The sequence below is a fragment of the Micromonospora noduli genome, from assembly GCF_003264365.1.
GTDB lineage: Bacteria > Actinomycetota > Actinomycetes > Mycobacteriales > Micromonosporaceae > Micromonospora > Micromonospora noduli.
The window spans coordinates 1-14,170 of record NZ_PYAK01000091.1 but is presented as its reverse complement, the minus strand read 5'-3'; the positions used below and the strand labels follow the sequence as shown (position 1 = coordinate 14,170).

Genomic DNA, 14,170 nt, shown 5'->3' with positions numbered 1-14,170 from the left:
CGACCGCGAGCGTGGCGGCGACCGTGGCGGGCGTGGCCCGGAGCGCGGCGGCGAGGGCGGCGGCGGCGAGGGTGGCGAGGGCGGCGAGCGTCCGCGCCGTCGGACCCGGCACAGCTGACCGTCGTACAACGCATCACCCACCCCTCGTCGAACCGGGAGCAAGTCGTGAGTCGGGCCATCAGCGCGCCGTTTCCACCGGATCGACGGGGGGTGGCCCCGTCTCGGGACACCGGGGCGGGCCGCTCCGGCGGCACCGCCCGCGCGGTGACCCGGACGCTCAGCGACGACCCGCTGGGCGGCACGGTACGTCGTACCGTGCTGCCCAGCGGTCTGCGCGTCCTCACCGAGGCGATTCCGGCGATGCGCAGCGTCTCGTTCGGCATCTGGGTGGCGGTCGGCTCGCGTGACGAGACCGGCCCGCAGGCCGGTGCCGCGCACTTCCTCGAGCACCTGCTCTTCAAGGGCACGCACAAGCGCACCGCGCTGGAGATCTCCTCGCAGATCGAGGCGGTGGGTGGCGAGACCAACGCCTTCACCACGAAGGAATACACCTGCTACTACGCCCGCGTGCTGGACGAGGACCTGCCGCTGGCGATCGACGTGATGTGCGACCTGGTCGCCGACTCGCTGTTGGAGCCGGCCGACGTCGAGACCGAGCGTGGCGTGATCCTGGAGGAGATCGCCATGCACGACGACGAGCCGGGTGACGAGGTGCACGACCTCTTCGTCCAGGCCGTCTACGGCGATCACCCGCTGGGCCGGCTGATCTCCGGCACCGCGGAGACCGTCACCCCGATGACCCGGCGGCAGATCCAGAGCTTCTACCGGGGTCGCTACACCGCGCCGCAGATCGTCATCGCCGCCGCCGGCAACCTCGACCACGCGGCGGTGGTCAAGCTGGTCCGTCAGGCCGTGCGCGGCACCCCGCTGGACAGCGACCCGGCCAGCCCGGCGCCGCACCGCGCGGCGACCCCGGCGGTACGCACCAAGCCGACGACCACAGTGGTGGAGCCGAAGGAGACCGAGCAGGCACACGTCATCCTCGGCTGCCCCGGCATCGACCGGCTCGACGATCGGCGGTTCGCCCTCGGGGTGCTCAACAACGTGCTCGGCGGCGGCATGTCCAGCCGCCTGTTCCAGGAGATCCGCGAGCAGCGCGGCCTCGCGTACTCGGTCTACTCCTACGCCAGCCAGTACGCCGACACCGGCCTGTTCGCCGTCTACGCTGGCTGCGCCCCGGGCAAGGTGGATGAGGTGCTGGCCCTGACCCGCGCCGAGCTGGCCCGGGTGGCCGCTGACGGGTTGACCGAGGCCGAGGTGGCCCGGGGCAAGGGGATGAGCAAGGGCTCGTTCGTGCTCGGCCTGGAGGACACCGGTTCGCGGATGAGCCGGCTGGCCAAGGGTGAGCTGCTCTACGGCGACCTGATGCCGGTCGACGAACTGCTCCGCCGGGTCGACGAGGTCACCGTGGAGGACGTGAACGTCCTCGCCGCCGAGCTGCTCAGCCGGCCGATGTCGCTGGCCGTGGTGGGCCCGTTCGGTGCCGGCGACTTCGCGGTCTGAGGTCTGCCGCCCGGCCCGGTTGACGCACCCCGATCGGGCGTCCCGGCCGGTGGAGCAGGGCGGATCCGGCCGGAAGTGCCCGTCCCGATTGGGATAGGTTGTGCCCCGTGACTGACGAGCAGGGAAAGACCCCGGCCCAGCAGCTGCGGGTCGGCGTGTTTGGTGCGCGCGGCCGGATGGGCATCGAGGTCTGCAAGGCGGTCGACGCCGCCGACGATCTCGCCCTGACCGCGGCGGTCGACCAGGGCGACAGCCGCTCCGCCGTCTCCACCGCCGAGGTGGTCGTCGACTTCACCACGCCGGACGTCGTCATGGACAACCTCCGGTGGTCCATCGAGCAGGGCATCAGCGCGGTGGTCGGCACGACCGGCTTCACCGAGCAGCGGCTGGAACAGGTACGCGGCTGGCTGGCCGACAAGCCCGAGGTGGGCGTGGTCATCGCCCCGAACTTCGGTATCGGTGCGGTGCTGATGATGCAGTTCGCCGCGCGGGCCGCCCGACACTTCGAGTCCGTCGAGATCATCGAGCAGCACCACCCGCGCAAGCTGGACGCCCCGAGTGGCACCGCCACCCACACCGCCCGGCAGATCGCCCGGGCCCGCGCCGAGGCCGGCCTCGGCCCGGTCCCGGACGCCACCAAGGACGAGGTGCCGGGTGCGCGCGGCGCCGACATCGAGGGGGTACGCGTCCACGCGGTGCGCGCCACCGGCCTGGTCGCCCACCAGGAGGTGCTGTTCGGCGGCACCGGCGAGACGCTGACCATCCGGCACGACTCGTACGACCGGGTGTCGTTCATGCCGGGTGTGCTGCTGGCCGTCCGCGCGGTGCGCAACCGCCCCGGCCTCACCGTCGGCCTGGACGCCCTGCTCGACTGACCGGGCCACTCGCCCGCTCCTCCACATCGCGGCGCGGGCCGGGTAGCATCCGCCGGATGATCGATGCGGGACACCTGGACCGGCGCGGGCGGCGACTCACGCTCCGGCCTGTCGACGACGACAACTGGCGGGCGGTGGCCGACGTCGCTCCGCGCGACGACCAACGCCGGTTCGTGGCCGCGCTGGGCGCGCGCTATCTGCTGTTGAGCACCCGCTCCGAGGTGTGGAACTCCCTCGCGGTGTACGCCGACGAGACCGTCGTCGGCCACGTCATGTGGGGCGTGGACGACGACGGTTCGCACTGGATCGGCGGGATGCTGATCGACGCCGCCGAGCAGGGCCAGGGCGTCGGCCGGGCCACAGTGCAGACGCTGGCCCCCTGGCTGGCGGCCCGGAACGGCAACCCCCCGGTCCGGCTGTCGTACCACCCCGACAACACCCCAGCCGCAGCCCTCTACGCCTCCCTGGGCTTCCACCCCACAGGCGCCATGGATGACGACGAAGTAGTAGCCGAACGAACCCGCTAACCCGAGCCCTACGTCCCAGCGCCCGCCCTCGCGATCTTGCACTTTCTGTTGCGACGTATCGGACCTTCCGTACATCTCAACAACCGAAACTGCAAGATCACCGGGGTGGTCGGGCCGGCCTAGCGGGGGAGGGACGGGGTTGTGGGGCGGCGTTGGGTGGGGAGGGACGGGGTTGGGGTCAGGCGGGTGGGGAGACCGGTGACGGTGGCTTCGCCGGTGCTGTCGACAGTGACGTGCACCGGGGTGTCGGCCACGCGGAGGCCGTCGACCGCTACGGCACCGAACTCTGCTCCCGCCAGGGGTGCCAGCCGGACCGTGCCGCCCGGCACGTCCGGGTAGAGCCCCGTGGCGGCCTGGAGCAGCAGCACCGCGCCCGCTGCGGCCCACGCCTGCGGCCGGCACGAGGCCGGGTACGGCACCGGGCGGTTGACCAGTGCCCGGTCGTCGCCGCCGTACAGCTCCGGCATCCGGTAGTCGAACGCCTCGGCCGCGCTGAGCAGCCCGTCGGCCAGACCGAGCGCGGCCTCGCGGTGCCCGGCGCGGGCCAGCCCACCGAGCACGATCGCGGTGTCGTGGGTCCAGATCGAGCCACAGTGGTACGACAACGGGCTGAACCCGGCGTCGTCGCTGGACATGGTGCGTAGCCCGAACCCGGCGGCCATCGTGTCGGTGGTGAGCAGGTGCGCGACCTGGGCCTCCTCGTCGCGGTCGAGCAGACCGGTGCCGAGCAGGTGGCCGATGTTGCTGGTCAGCGAGTCGACCGGGCGCTTGTCGCGGTCGAGGGCCAGCGCGGGTTGCGGTCCGTGACGACCGTCCACCCAGAAGCTCTTGCGGAACCGGCCGACCAGCGCGGCGGCGTGCTCGCGCCAGCGGTCGGCGCCCGGGCGACCGAAGGCGTCCAGCAGGGCCGCGCCGTTCACGGCGGCCTCGTGCGCGTACCCCTGCACCTCGGCCAGCACGATCGGCGCGGTGGCCAGGGACCCGTCGTGGAAGCGGACGGCGTCACCGGAGTCCTTCCAGCCCTGGTTGGACAGCCCGTGCCCGGTGGTGTCGACGTACTCGACCAGGCCGTCACCGTCCGGGTCGGCGTGCTCGCCGAGCCAGCTCAGCGCCGCCTCCAGGTGCGGCAGCAGGGGCTCGATCTGCTCGGCGGGCATTCCCCAACGCCACGCGTCGTGCAGCAGGTTGATCCAGAGCATTGTGGCGTCGACGGTGCCGTAGTACGCCGGCGGAAGGCGCAGGCCGTTGTCGGGCAGGGCGAACGCGTGGCGGCGCAGCTCGTGCAGGATCTTGCCCGGGGCCTCGCCGGTCGTCGGGTCGACGCGGGTGCCCTGCCGACGGGCGAGCACGCGCAGGGTGCCGGCGGCCAGGTCGGTGCCGAGCGGCAGCATCATCCGGGCGGCCCAGAGGCTGTCCCGGCCGAACAGGGTGAGGAACCAGGGCACGCCGGCGCCGAGGAACACGTCGTCGGGTGCGCCGGTCTCGGCCAGTCGGAGGCCGCGCAGGTCGTCCAGGCTGCGGTCGAGCAGCCGGATCAGCCGTCGGTCGTCGGCGGTAACCTCGGGTCGGGACCACTCGGGCTCGCCGGCCGGGCCGACGACGACGGCGCGCGGGTCGTCGACTGTCACCTGCCAGCGCAGCACCGTCTCGCCGCCGGGGGGCAGGTCGACCGGCCAGACCAGCCGGGGTGCGGTGGCCCGCTCGCCGTCGACCAGCAGGTCGGCGCCTGGCGCGGTGGCGGTGACGGTGATCCCGGCGCCTGACCAGGTGAGCGTGCCGGGCTGACCGGTCGTGGCCGTCAGCGCGTCGGTGCCGCCACCGGACTTGACGACCTCGATGGGTGCCAGGTCGCAGCCGAGGTCGACGGAGACGGTGGCCCGTACGCCGATCGTGGCGGTGGAGACGATCCGCAGCTCCTCGGTGAGGCCGTTGCGGGCGGCCCGCCGGAGCCGGTCGACGCGGACGGTGGGGTCGGGCGTCGGGTCACCGAGCCAGCGGGCCAGGCTCACGAAGTGTGCGCCGTGCGGCCCGTCGTCGCCGCGGGTCAGCCCTTCGAGTTCCCGCTCGTCGACCCGCAGCTCGGCGCGGGAGAGCACCCGGGCATCGGCGTGGAAGACGCCCTGGACGCCGGTCGGGCGGATCTGCCCGGTCGCGTCCCCCAGCGCGCTGGTCGGGGCGAAGACCACCCCGACCAGCTCGTGCAGGAGGGGTTGCAGCTGGCGTTCGATCACGGTGTGGCTCCAGATCCTCGGGGTGCGGGGCGGCCATCTTGACAACGCGCCCCTGGCGGTGCAAAGTGCGAAACATTCCAGAAACTTGAACGATCCAATCCTGCCTTATCCAAATTGGATCGTTCAAGATGGCGAGAGGGATTAAGTGGCCGAAAAGGTAACCATCGCGACGGTGGCTCGGCACGCCCGAGTCAGCCGGCAGACGGTGTCCAACGTGCTCAACAGCCCGCACATCGTGCGGCAGGAGACCCGTCAGCGGGTCGAGGACGCGATCAACGCGCTCGGCTACCGGGCCAACCAGGCCGCCCGACAGATGCGCACCGGCCGGTCCCGCCTCATCGCCGCCCGGATCGACCCGACCCGCGACGGCATCAACGGCTCCGTGCTCGACCGCTTCCTGCACGGCCTCACCGAGACCGCCGACGCCGCCGGCTACCGGGTGCTGCTCTACACCGCCACCGACGACGATCGGGAGATCGCCACCTACGGCGACCTGCTCGGCACCTACGAGTTGGACGCGTTCGTGCTGGTGGGCACCAAGCACGGCGACCCGCGTACCGAATGGCTCGCCGACCGGGACGTGCCGTTCGTGACCTTCGGTCGCCCCTGGGACGCGCTCGACGCGCACCCCTGGGTGGACGTGGACGGCGCCGCCGGCACCGCCCAGGCCACCCGGCGTCTGCTCGACGCCGGCCACCGGCGGATCGCCTTCATCGGCTGGCCGGTCGGCTCCGGCGTCGGCGACGACCGGCGGGCCGGCTGGCGCGACGCGCTGCGTGCGGCCGGCGTCGACCCGACCGGGCTGCACCGGGAGACCGAGGACGGCATCGCCGAGGGCGAACGCCTGATGCACGACCTGCTCGACACCGTGGCACCGAGCGCCGTGGTCTGCGCCAGCGACTCACTCGCCCTCGGCGCCCTCCAGGCGATTCGCGGCGTCGACCCGCCCGTGTCGGTGATCGGCTTCGACGACACGCCGGTGGCCGCCGCGGTCGGGCTGACCAGCGTCAGCCAACCGCTCGGCGAGGCCGCCGCCCGCTGCGTGGACCTGCTCACCGGGGTCCTCGACGGCGACCACGAGACCCCCACCCCCGTGCTGCTCCAGCCCTCGTTGGCACTGCGGCACACCGCGTAGTCCCACCCCCCACCAGGAGAAACCATGGCACCCCGAACAATCACCCGGGCAGCGGTGGCCGGCCTTGCCGCCGTCGCCCTCCTCGGCTCCGCCGCCTGCGGCAGCGGCTTCGACGACTCCTCCGGCGACACCGCCCAGTCCAGCGGACCGGCCAGCCTGCAGATCCTGATCGGCTCGTCCGGCGAGGCCGAGACCAAGGCCGTGCAGGACGCCGCCGCGAAGTGGGCCAGCAGCTCCGGCAACACCGCGACGGTCACCCCGGCACAGGACCTCACCCAGCAGCTCGGTCAGGCCCTCGCCGGCGGCACCCCGCCGGACGTCTTCTACGTGGACGCGGCCCAGTTCGCCAACTACGCCAGCGTCGGCGCCCTCGAGCCGTACGGCGACAAAATCAGCAACCCGGGCGACTTCTACGAGAGCCTGCGCACCGCCTTCACGTACGACGGCAAGGTCTACTGCGCGCCCAAGGACTTCTCGACCCTGGCCCTGCAGATCAACACCGACCTGTGGACCAGGGCCGGGCTGACCGACGCCGACGTGCCGACGACCTGGGAGCAGCTCACCGCCGTCGCCCAGAAGATCAAGGCCAAGGGGCAGGTCCCGCTGGCCCTCGGTGACACCCGGGACCGGATCGGCGCCTTCATGGTGCAGAACGGCGGCTGGCTGGTGAGCAAGGACGGCAAGCAGCCCACGGCCGACACCCCGGAAAACCTCGCCGCCCTCCAGTACGTCAAGACCATGCTCAGCACCGGCCTGGCCAAGTACCCGAAGCAGCTCGACGCCGGCTGGTCCGGTGAGGCGTTCGGCAAGGGCAAGGCCGTGATGACCATCGAGGGCAACTGGATCAAGGGTGCCCTGCAGAACGACTTCCCGAACGTGAAGTACAAGGTCGTGGCGCTGCCGGCCGGCCCCAAGGGCCAGGGCACCCTCTCCTTCACCCAGTGCTGGGGCATCGCCGCGAAGAGCAAGTACAAGGATCAGGCGATCAAGTTCGTCGAGGCGATGACCAGCGGCGAGCAGCAGATGACCTTCGCCAAGGCGTTCGGTGTCATGCCGTCCCGCCAGTCGGCCCGCGACCAGTACACCGCCGCCTTCCCGGCGGACAAGGTGTTCATCGACGGCGCCGCGTACGCCCAGGGCCCGGTGAACGCCCCGAAGATGGACAGCGTCCTCAAGGACCTCGACACCGGTCTCCAGGGGCTGGCCAACGGCGACCCGAAGACCGTGCTGCAGAACTTCGACAAGAACGCCAAGGCGGCGCTCGGCGGCAGCTGAGGTGATGGCGGGGGCCCCGGCGAACACCGGGGCCCCTGCCGCACGTCGGCCGGAGAGAGGAAGGGAGGGAAGATGGCAACCGAGACACTGACCGCCGCGGCGACCGCGGGCGGGGTCGGCCCCCGCCGACGCAGCGGCGGCATCCGGAGCAACGAGAACCTCGCCGGCTGGCTCTTCGTCGCGCCGGTGATCGTCATTCTGGGGCTGTTCCTGCTGCTGCCGATCCTGATGGCGCTCTGGGTCAGCCTGACCGACTGGAACGGCCAGGGCAGCCCGTTCACCGGCGACGTCCCGTTCGTCGGCGCGCACAACTACACCCAGTTGTTCACCGAGGACGGGCTGGCCCGCCGCGACTTCATGACCAGCATCCGCAACAACATCTACTACGTGGCGATCGTGGTGCCGGCGCAGACCGTGCTCGCTCTCGGACTGGCGTTGGTCGTCAACAACCGGATGCTCAAGGGCAAGAGCTTCTTCCGCAGCGCCTTCTACTTCCCCTCGGTGACCAGCTCGGTAGCTATCAGCGTGGTGTTCCTGTTCCTCTTCGCCAACTCCGGCGCGGTGAACGCCCTGCTCGGTTTCCTGGGAATCGACGGCCCGGAGTGGTTCGCCGACTCCCGCGGCGTGCTGCACCTGCTGTTCGGCGCGGTCGGCGTCGACTCGCCACCGGCGGCACTGGCCGACGGCGGCCCGTTCGGGCTGACCTGGTGGGACTGGCTGGCCGGCCCGAGCGTCGCGATGATCTCGATCATCACGCTGGTCGTCTGGACCACCTCCGGCACCTTCATGCTGATGTTCCTGGCCGGGCTGCAGAACGTGCCGGTCACGCTGGACGAGGCGAGCACCCTCGACGGCGCTTCCCGGTGGCAGCGCTTCCGGTACGTCACAGTGCCGATGATCAGGCCCACCACCTTCCTGGTGCTCACCCTCGGCATGATCGGCTCCTGGCAGGTCTTCGACCAGGTGTACGTGATGAGCCAGGGCGACCCGGCCAAGACCACGCTCACCCCGGCGTACCTGTCGTACCGGACCGCCTTCCGGGACTTCGACTACGGCTCCGGCGCGGCGATCTCCTTCGTCCTGTTTCTGATCATCATCGTGCTCACAGTGATCCAGCGCCGGGCGCTGGCCGAGCGGGACACCGACCGGCCGCGCCGAGGCCGCTGGCGTCGGCGCGTACCGGAAAGGTCCTGAGATGGCCGTGCTCACCGACCGCCCGGCCGCGGCGCCCGCGCGGCGTCAGCAGCACGCGGCCCGCACCCTGGCCACCCGCTTTCTGGGGTACGCCACGCTGGTCTTCTTCGGGCTGGTGTTCCTCTACCCGTTCGTCATCCAGATCGGCAACGCGCTCAAGACCGAGCCCGACGCGGCGGCGAACCCGCTGTCACCGTTTCCGGACCCGCTCACGCTGGCCGGCTTCGAACGGATCTTCGCCGGCACCAACTTCCCGCTGTGGCTGGGCAACTCACTGCTGGTGACGGTGCTGGTCACCATCGGCCGGGTCTTCTTCGACTCTCTCGCCGGGTACGCGCTGGCCCGGCTGCGGTTCGCCGGCCGCGGCGGGCTGTTCGCCGCCGTCATCGCGGTGATGGCGGTGCCCGGGGTGGTGCTGCTGATCCCGAAGTTCCTGGTGCTCAACCAGCTCGGCCTCTACAACAGCTACGCCGGGCTGGTGGTGCCGCTGCTGGCCGACGCGGCGGGCGTGTTCATCATGAAGCAGTTCTTCGAGTCGATCCCGGTGAGTGTCGAGGAGGCCGCCCGGATAGACGGGGCGAGCATCTTCCGTACCTTCTGGTCGGTGGTGCTGCCGATGGCGAAACCGGCGCTGATCACCCTCACCATCCTGTCGTTCCAGGGCTCCTGGAACGAGTTCCCGCACAGCCTGGTGTCGGTGCAGGACCCGGACCTGTTCACCCTGCCGCGCGGGTTGGCCGACCTGGTCAGTGGCTCGCTCGGCAAGGGCACCCAGTACCCGCTCAAGCTCGGCGCCGCGCTGCTGGCCACCATCCCGGTAGCGATCATCTTCGTGGTGTTCCAGCGGTACTTCGTCCGCGACGCCAACGACGGCTCGGACAAGGGCTGACCGGCCCGGTGTGGCGGCCCTGCCGGGGCCGCCACACCGGTTCACTCGGCCGGTACCTTCTCGGTCGGCACGCCCACGTGCAGGCGCACCTGGGGCACCAGCATGTCGTCGACGTCCAGCGCCCGGGCCGCGCCGTCGGGCTCCCACCCGGTGCTGGTCAGGAACTTGCGGGTCGCCTCGTCACCGTCGAACGCCCAGGCCACCGCCCGACTCATCCCGTCCTCGCGCCACAGGTCGACGGCGGCCGCGAGCAGCCGACTGCCGTGCCCCCGCCGGCCCCACCGCGGCTCCACCAGCAGGTCGGTCACCGCCGCCACGTCCGGGCCGAGCGCGTCGGCCGGTTCACCCGGAGCCAACGCCTCGCCGTCGGCCGGGCCGGAGGCGGCGAACCCCACCAGATACGATTGCTCGGCCTGTTCGACGGCGACCAGCACCCGGTGCGCGCCCGAGGGCGGCTCCAGCACCGCGGCGCTCCACCGCCGGGCGAGGAACGCCTCGTCCAGGTTGTCGAGCACATGCCGAGGAAGGATCCGGCGGTACGCGACCCGCCAGGTCGCGAGCTGGATGCGTGCGATCTCGCCGGCGTCCTCGGGACGCGCCGGGCGGACGTACCCGAGAGCCATGGGACGGAAGCCTACGCAGGGCGAGGGAGACGACGGTGGCGCAGGGTGCCAACAGGACGACCGCGCAGGTCGTCGGGGTGGTGGTGCTCGCCGCGGCGGTCACCGGGTTCCTCGCCGTCGCCGCCGTCCGGCACGGGTTCTTCGACCTGAAGGTCTACTACGGCGCGTTGACCTGGTGGGTGCACGACGGCGGGGAGATCTACGACTACCTCAAGCCGGGCACCCAGTACGGCTTCACCTATCCGCCGTTCGCCGCGCTGGTCATGCTGCCGATGGCGTACCTGCCGTGGACGGCCGCGATCGTGGTGAGCGTGCTCGCCAGCGTGGCCACCACCACGGTGCTGATCTGGTGGCTGGTCGACCCGATCGCCCGCCGCGCCGGCTGGACCCGGTGGTTCGCCCTCGCCGTGGCGCTCTGCCTGGCCGCCGCGTTCGAACCAATGCGGGAGACGGTCAACTTCGGCCAGGTCAACACGCTGCTGCTCTTCCTGGTGGCGGTGGACCTGCTGCGGCTGCTGCCGGCCGGCAACCGGTGGGCCGGGGTGGGGATCGGCCTCGCCACGGCGATCAAACTGACCCCTGGCGTGTTCATCGTCTACCTGCTGGTGACCGGGCGGTGGCGGGCGGCGCTCACCGCCAGCGGCACGGCCGCCGGGGTGTCGCTGCTGGCCGCCGCGCTCTTCCCCGACGCGTCCCGGGAGTTCTGGACCGAGGCGCTGTGGAACACCGGGCGGGTGGGCGAGCTGGCCTTCGTCTCCAACCAGTCGCTGCGCGGGGTGGTCGCCCGGCTCGACCCGGAGCACCCGAGCACGGTGCTGTGGCTGCTGCTCGTGCTCGGCACCCTGGCGCTCTGGGCCTGGCGCTCCCGGGCCGCCGTCGCGGCCGGCGACGAGGCGACCGGTCTGGCGCTGACCGGCGCAGTGATGTGCCTGGTCAGCCCGGTCACCTGGGTGCACCACCTGGTCTGGCTGCTGCCCGCGTTGATCCTGCTGGTCGACAACGCGATGGCCGCGCCGGCCGGCCGCCGACGGCAGGTCCTGCTGCTCACCGCGACCATCGGGTACGCGCTGCTGATCAGCCGGACCGTCTGGCTCTGGGAGAAGGACTTCACCGGCGTCGACGGCTTCCTGGGCAGCAACGCCTACGTGTGGGTCAGTCTGGCGCTGCTGGCTTTCCTGCCGATCCGCCGGTGGCTGACCCCGAACGGGTCAGTGGTCGAGGCGTCCGGCGTACCGCAGCTCGACCAGCCCGACCGGCGGGCCCCCACCGGCCAGCGGCACCTGGTAGGTCGACCGCTCACCGTCCGGTGACAGGCCGGCGCGCTCGCAGAACCGCCGGGCCCGCCGGTTGTCCGCCAGCACCCACGCCCGGTACCCGGCCCAGCCCCGCTCGGTGAGCCCGCTCCGGGCGGCGTCCAGCAGCGCCGCGGCGGTCCCGTCACCCCAGTGGGCCGGCTCCACGTAGAGCGCCACCACCTCGCCGACCGTCGGGTCCAGGTCGTCCCGGTCCTGGTTGCGGCGGTACGGCCCGAAGGTGGTGAAACCCACGACCAACCCGTCCACCTCGCCGAGCACTGTGGTGAACGGGTGTTCCGGATCGGCGGTGCCGACGTCGCGACGACGCTGCGCCCAGGCCACCACGTTGAGCCGCCCGAGCACCTCGTCCGGCATGAAGCCGGCGTAGCCCGCCTGCCAGCCGTGCACGTGTACCTGGGCGACCGCCTCGGCGTCGTCCGGTTCCTCCCGACGGATGGTCAGCATTGCACCGTTCTATGCCCCGTTGGTCGTCACGTCCAGCTTCCCGCACCGGCGTCGTACCGATGAATTAAGGTCGCCGACGATGACCGCACCGGAATCACTCTCGCTCGCCCAGGCCCGCCGCGTGGCGCTCGCCGCCCAGGGCTTCGCCGACCCGGCGCCGACGGGCGTGCCCACCCGCCGGCACCTGCGTCGCGTGCTGGGCCGGGTCGGGCTGATCCAGATGGACTCGGTCAACGTGCTGCAACGCGCGCACTACCTGCCGCTCTACAGCCGGCTCGGGCCCTACCCGACCACGTTGCTCGACCAGGCCGCCTACCGGCGCCCGCGTGAGCTGTTCGAATACTGGGGCCATGAGGCGTCGCTGGTCCCGGTGGAGCTGCACCCGATGCTGCGCTGGCGGATGGCCCGCGCGCACAGCGAATCCTGGGGCGGCATGCGGCGGATCGCCCAGGAGCAGCCGGAGCTGGTCGCCTGGGTCCGGGACGAGGTGGCCGCCCGGGGGCCGCTGACCGCCGCCGAGATCGAGCACGACGCGCCCCGGGAGACCGGCAACTGGGGTTGGAACTGGTCGGCGGTCAAGCGGGCGTTGGAGTTCCTGTTCTGGGCCGGGGAGGTGGCCGCCGCCGAGCGCAGCACCTCCTTCGCCCGCCGCTACGACCTGCCCGAGCGGGTGCTGCCCCCGACGGTGCTGGCCGCGCCCACCCCGACCGACGCCGAGGCGTACCGAACGTTGGTTGCCCTCGCCGCGCGGTCCCTCGGGGTGGCCTCCGAGCCGGAGCTGCGCGACTATTTCCGGTTGCCGCTGGCCGGCGCCCGGCAGGCCGTCGCGGAGCTGGCCGAGGCCGGTGAGCTGGTGCCGGTCACCGTGGCCGGCTGGCGGCAGCCGGCCTGGCTGCACACGTCCGCCCGGCTGCCCCGCTGGGTGCGGGGCAACACACTGGTCAGCCCCTTCGATCCACTGATCTGGGAACGGGCCCGCACCGAGCGACTGTTCGACTTCAGCTACCGGATCGAGATCTACGTCCCGGCGCCACAGCGGGTCTACGGGTACTACGTGTTGCCGTTCCTGCAAGGCGACCGGTTCACCGCCCGGGTCGATCTGAAGGCAGATCGGAAGGCCGGGGTGCTGCTGGTGCCGGCCGCCTGGCTCGAACCCGGCGCCGACCCGGGGGAGACTGCCGTCGCGCTCGCCGCCGAGCTGTACCGTCTCGCCGGCTGGCTCGGCCTGGACGCGGTGGCCCCGCCGGCGGCCGGCGATCTGGCCGGTCCGCTCACCGCCGCGTTGGCCGGCGTGTCCGGTGTACCGTGAGCGCGTGACGAGCGCTCCCGGACCGGTCGACCAGCCACACCCCGCCCCCGGCGCGGTCCACACGGCGCCGGCCGACGGTGACACGAATCCCGGTGGCTTCAATTCTGGTGGCCCGGGTCCCGCTGGCTTCGGTCCCGCTGGCTTCGGTCCCGCTGGCCCGGGTCCCGCTGGCCCGGGTCCCGCTGGCTTCGGTCCCGGCGGCTCGGGTCCCGCCGGCTTCGGTCCCGGCGGCTCGGGTCCGGAGGGTTGGCCGACGACCCCGCCGGGTGGCTACCCGGCGCCTGAGCCGGACCGGCTCACCCGGTTCGTGCTGCGGCTCTACGAACGTTCCCCGCGCTGGGCGGTGCCGCTGGCCGCGGTCGGCTGCGTCGCCGTCGGTATGAGCTACGCACTGCTCAGCAACCCGACCTACGCCGACCCGGACGCCGCGCCCACCTGTCTGCTCAAGCTCACCACCGGGCTGGACTGCCCGGGCTGTGGTGGCACCCGCGCACTCTGGTACGTGCTGCACGGCGACCTGCCGGCCGCCGCCCGGCATCACTTCCTGTTCGTCTTCGCGCTGCCGTTCCTCGCGTACCTCTTCGTGGCCTGGGCGGGCAACCAGGCGTTCGGTTGGCGACTGCCCGAGCTGCGGATCAGCTCGAAGGTCATCGGTGGTTTCCTGGCCGCGTGGCTGGCCTTCTCGGTGCTACGCAACCTGCCCTGGGCGCCGTTCACCTCGCTCTACGTCTGACCGCGCCGTCGCCCGCCGGCGCAGCCCGCCGCCGGCGCCCGCCGGCGCAGCCCGCC

General features: G+C 72.0%; 13 protein-coding genes. 10 read left to right on the top strand and 3 right to left on the bottom strand.

Translation table 11 applies throughout. The features are described 5' to 3' along the window. The first annotated feature begins 165 nt into the window (after positions 1-165). From GUI43_RS31710 to GUI43_RS31700, 3 genes are all read left to right on the top strand, one after another. The gene (locus GUI43_RS31710; RefSeq protein WP_112586566.1) at positions 166-1,563 is read left to right on the top strand and encodes a M16 family metallopeptidase; all 1,398 of its coding nucleotides are present in this window, start codon (positions 166-168) and stop codon (positions 1,561-1,563) included. A gap of 107 nt (positions 1,564-1,670) precedes the next feature. Next, complete coding sequence (dapB, locus tag GUI43_RS31705) at positions 1,671-2,438, top strand: 4-hydroxy-tetrahydrodipicolinate reductase (protein ID WP_112586568.1); 768 nt, start codon at positions 1,671-1,673, stop codon at positions 2,436-2,438. Between the two features lie 56 nt (positions 2,439-2,494). Beyond that, entirely contained in the window at positions 2,495-2,965 is a 471-nt protein-coding gene (locus GUI43_RS31700) for a GNAT family N-acetyltransferase (RefSeq protein WP_112586570.1), read from the top strand. Positions 2,966-3,084: 119 nt separating this feature from the next. On the opposite strand, the gene GUI43_RS31695 is transcribed toward GUI43_RS31700, so the two are convergent. Continuing rightward, positions 3,085-5,196 (bottom strand): glycogen debranching N-terminal domain-containing protein, encoded by a 2,112-nt coding sequence (locus GUI43_RS31695; RefSeq protein ID WP_112700481.1) that lies wholly within the window; start codon positions 5,194-5,196, stop codon positions 3,085-3,087. 172 nt (positions 5,197-5,368) lie between these two features. Between GUI43_RS31695 and GUI43_RS31690 the strand changes: the two genes are divergently transcribed. The 4 genes from GUI43_RS31690 to GUI43_RS31675 all read left to right on the top strand — a co-directional run bounded on the left by GUI43_RS31690 (position 5,369) and on the right by GUI43_RS31675 (position 9,689). Continuing rightward, positions 5,369-6,331: a LacI family DNA-binding transcriptional regulator gene (locus GUI43_RS31690; protein ID WP_249037906.1), complete on the top strand. Its 963-nt coding sequence runs from the start codon at positions 5,369-5,371 to the stop codon at positions 6,329-6,331. 24 nt (positions 6,332-6,355) lie between these two features. Then, on the top strand, positions 6,356-7,606 hold the full coding sequence (locus GUI43_RS31685) for a sugar ABC transporter substrate-binding protein (RefSeq protein ID WP_112700477.1): 1,251 nt from the start codon (positions 6,356-6,358) through the stop codon (positions 7,604-7,606). 72 nt (positions 7,607-7,678) lie between these two features. Beyond that, positions 7,679-8,800, top strand: a complete 1,122-nt coding sequence (locus GUI43_RS31680; protein ID WP_211326795.1) for a carbohydrate ABC transporter permease — start codon at positions 7,679-7,681, stop codon at positions 8,798-8,800. A gap of 1 nt (position 8,801) precedes the next feature. Then, positions 8,802-9,689: a carbohydrate ABC transporter permease gene (locus GUI43_RS31675; protein WP_112700475.1), complete on the top strand. Its 888-nt coding sequence runs from the start codon at positions 8,802-8,804 to the stop codon at positions 9,687-9,689. Positions 9,690-9,730: 41 nt separating this feature from the next. On the opposite strand, the gene GUI43_RS31670 is transcribed toward GUI43_RS31675, so the two are convergent. Next, on the bottom strand, positions 9,731-10,312 hold the full coding sequence (locus GUI43_RS31670; RefSeq protein WP_112586581.1) for a GNAT family N-acetyltransferase: 582 nt from the start codon (positions 10,310-10,312) through the stop codon (positions 9,731-9,733). Between the two features lie 35 nt (positions 10,313-10,347). Here GUI43_RS31670 and GUI43_RS31665 point away from each other — a divergent pair, with 35 nt between their 5' ends. After that, positions 10,348-11,622, top strand: a complete 1,275-nt coding sequence (locus tag GUI43_RS31665; protein ID WP_112700473.1) for a glycosyltransferase 87 family protein — start codon at positions 10,348-10,350, stop codon at positions 11,620-11,622. Here the strand turns inward: GUI43_RS31665 and GUI43_RS31660 are convergent. Further along, positions 11,521-12,072 (bottom strand): GNAT family N-acetyltransferase, encoded by a 552-nt coding sequence (locus tag GUI43_RS31660; protein WP_112586586.1) that lies wholly within the window; start codon positions 12,070-12,072, stop codon positions 11,521-11,523. The genes GUI43_RS31665 and GUI43_RS31660 overlap by 102 nt on opposite strands. Positions 12,073-12,151: 79 nt before the next feature. Here GUI43_RS31660 and GUI43_RS31655 point away from each other — a divergent pair, with 79 nt between their 5' ends. After that, entirely contained in the window at positions 12,152-13,381 is a 1,230-nt protein-coding gene (locus tag GUI43_RS31655; protein ID WP_112700471.1) for a winged helix-turn-helix domain-containing protein, read from the top strand. A gap of 4 nt (positions 13,382-13,385) precedes the next feature. Continuing rightward, the gene (locus tag GUI43_RS34830) at positions 13,386-14,114 is read left to right on the top strand and encodes a DUF2752 domain-containing protein (RefSeq protein ID WP_249037905.1); all 729 of its coding nucleotides are present in this window, start codon (positions 13,386-13,388) and stop codon (positions 14,112-14,114) included. The last annotated feature ends 56 nt before the right edge of the window (positions 14,115-14,170 follow it).

Bases quoted from the DNA above. Each gene is read 5' to 3' on its own strand.
- GUI43_RS31700 (WP_112586570.1), top strand. From the start codon at position 2,495: ATGATCGATGCGGGACACCTGGACCGGCGCGGGCGGCGACTCACGCTC.
- GUI43_RS31685 (WP_112700477.1), top strand. From the start codon at position 6,356: ATGGCACCCCGAACAATCACCCGGGCAGCGGTGGCCGGCCTTGCCGCC.
- GUI43_RS31680 (WP_211326795.1), top strand. From the start codon at position 7,679: ATGGCAACCGAGACACTGACCGCCGCGGCGACCGCGGGCGGGGTCGGC.
- GUI43_RS31675 (WP_112700475.1), top strand. From the start codon at position 8,802: ATGGCCGTGCTCACCGACCGCCCGGCCGCGGCGCCCGCGCGGCGTCAG.
- GUI43_RS31670 (WP_112586581.1), bottom strand. From the start codon at position 10,312: ATGGCTCTCGGGTACGTCCGCCCGGCGCGTCCCGAGGACGCCGGCGAG.
- GUI43_RS31660 (WP_112586586.1), bottom strand. From the start codon at position 12,072: ATGCTGACCATCCGTCGGGAGGAACCGGACGACGCCGAGGCGGTCGCC.
- GUI43_RS31655 (WP_112700471.1), top strand. From the start codon at position 12,152: ATGACCGCACCGGAATCACTCTCGCTCGCCCAGGCCCGCCGCGTGGCG.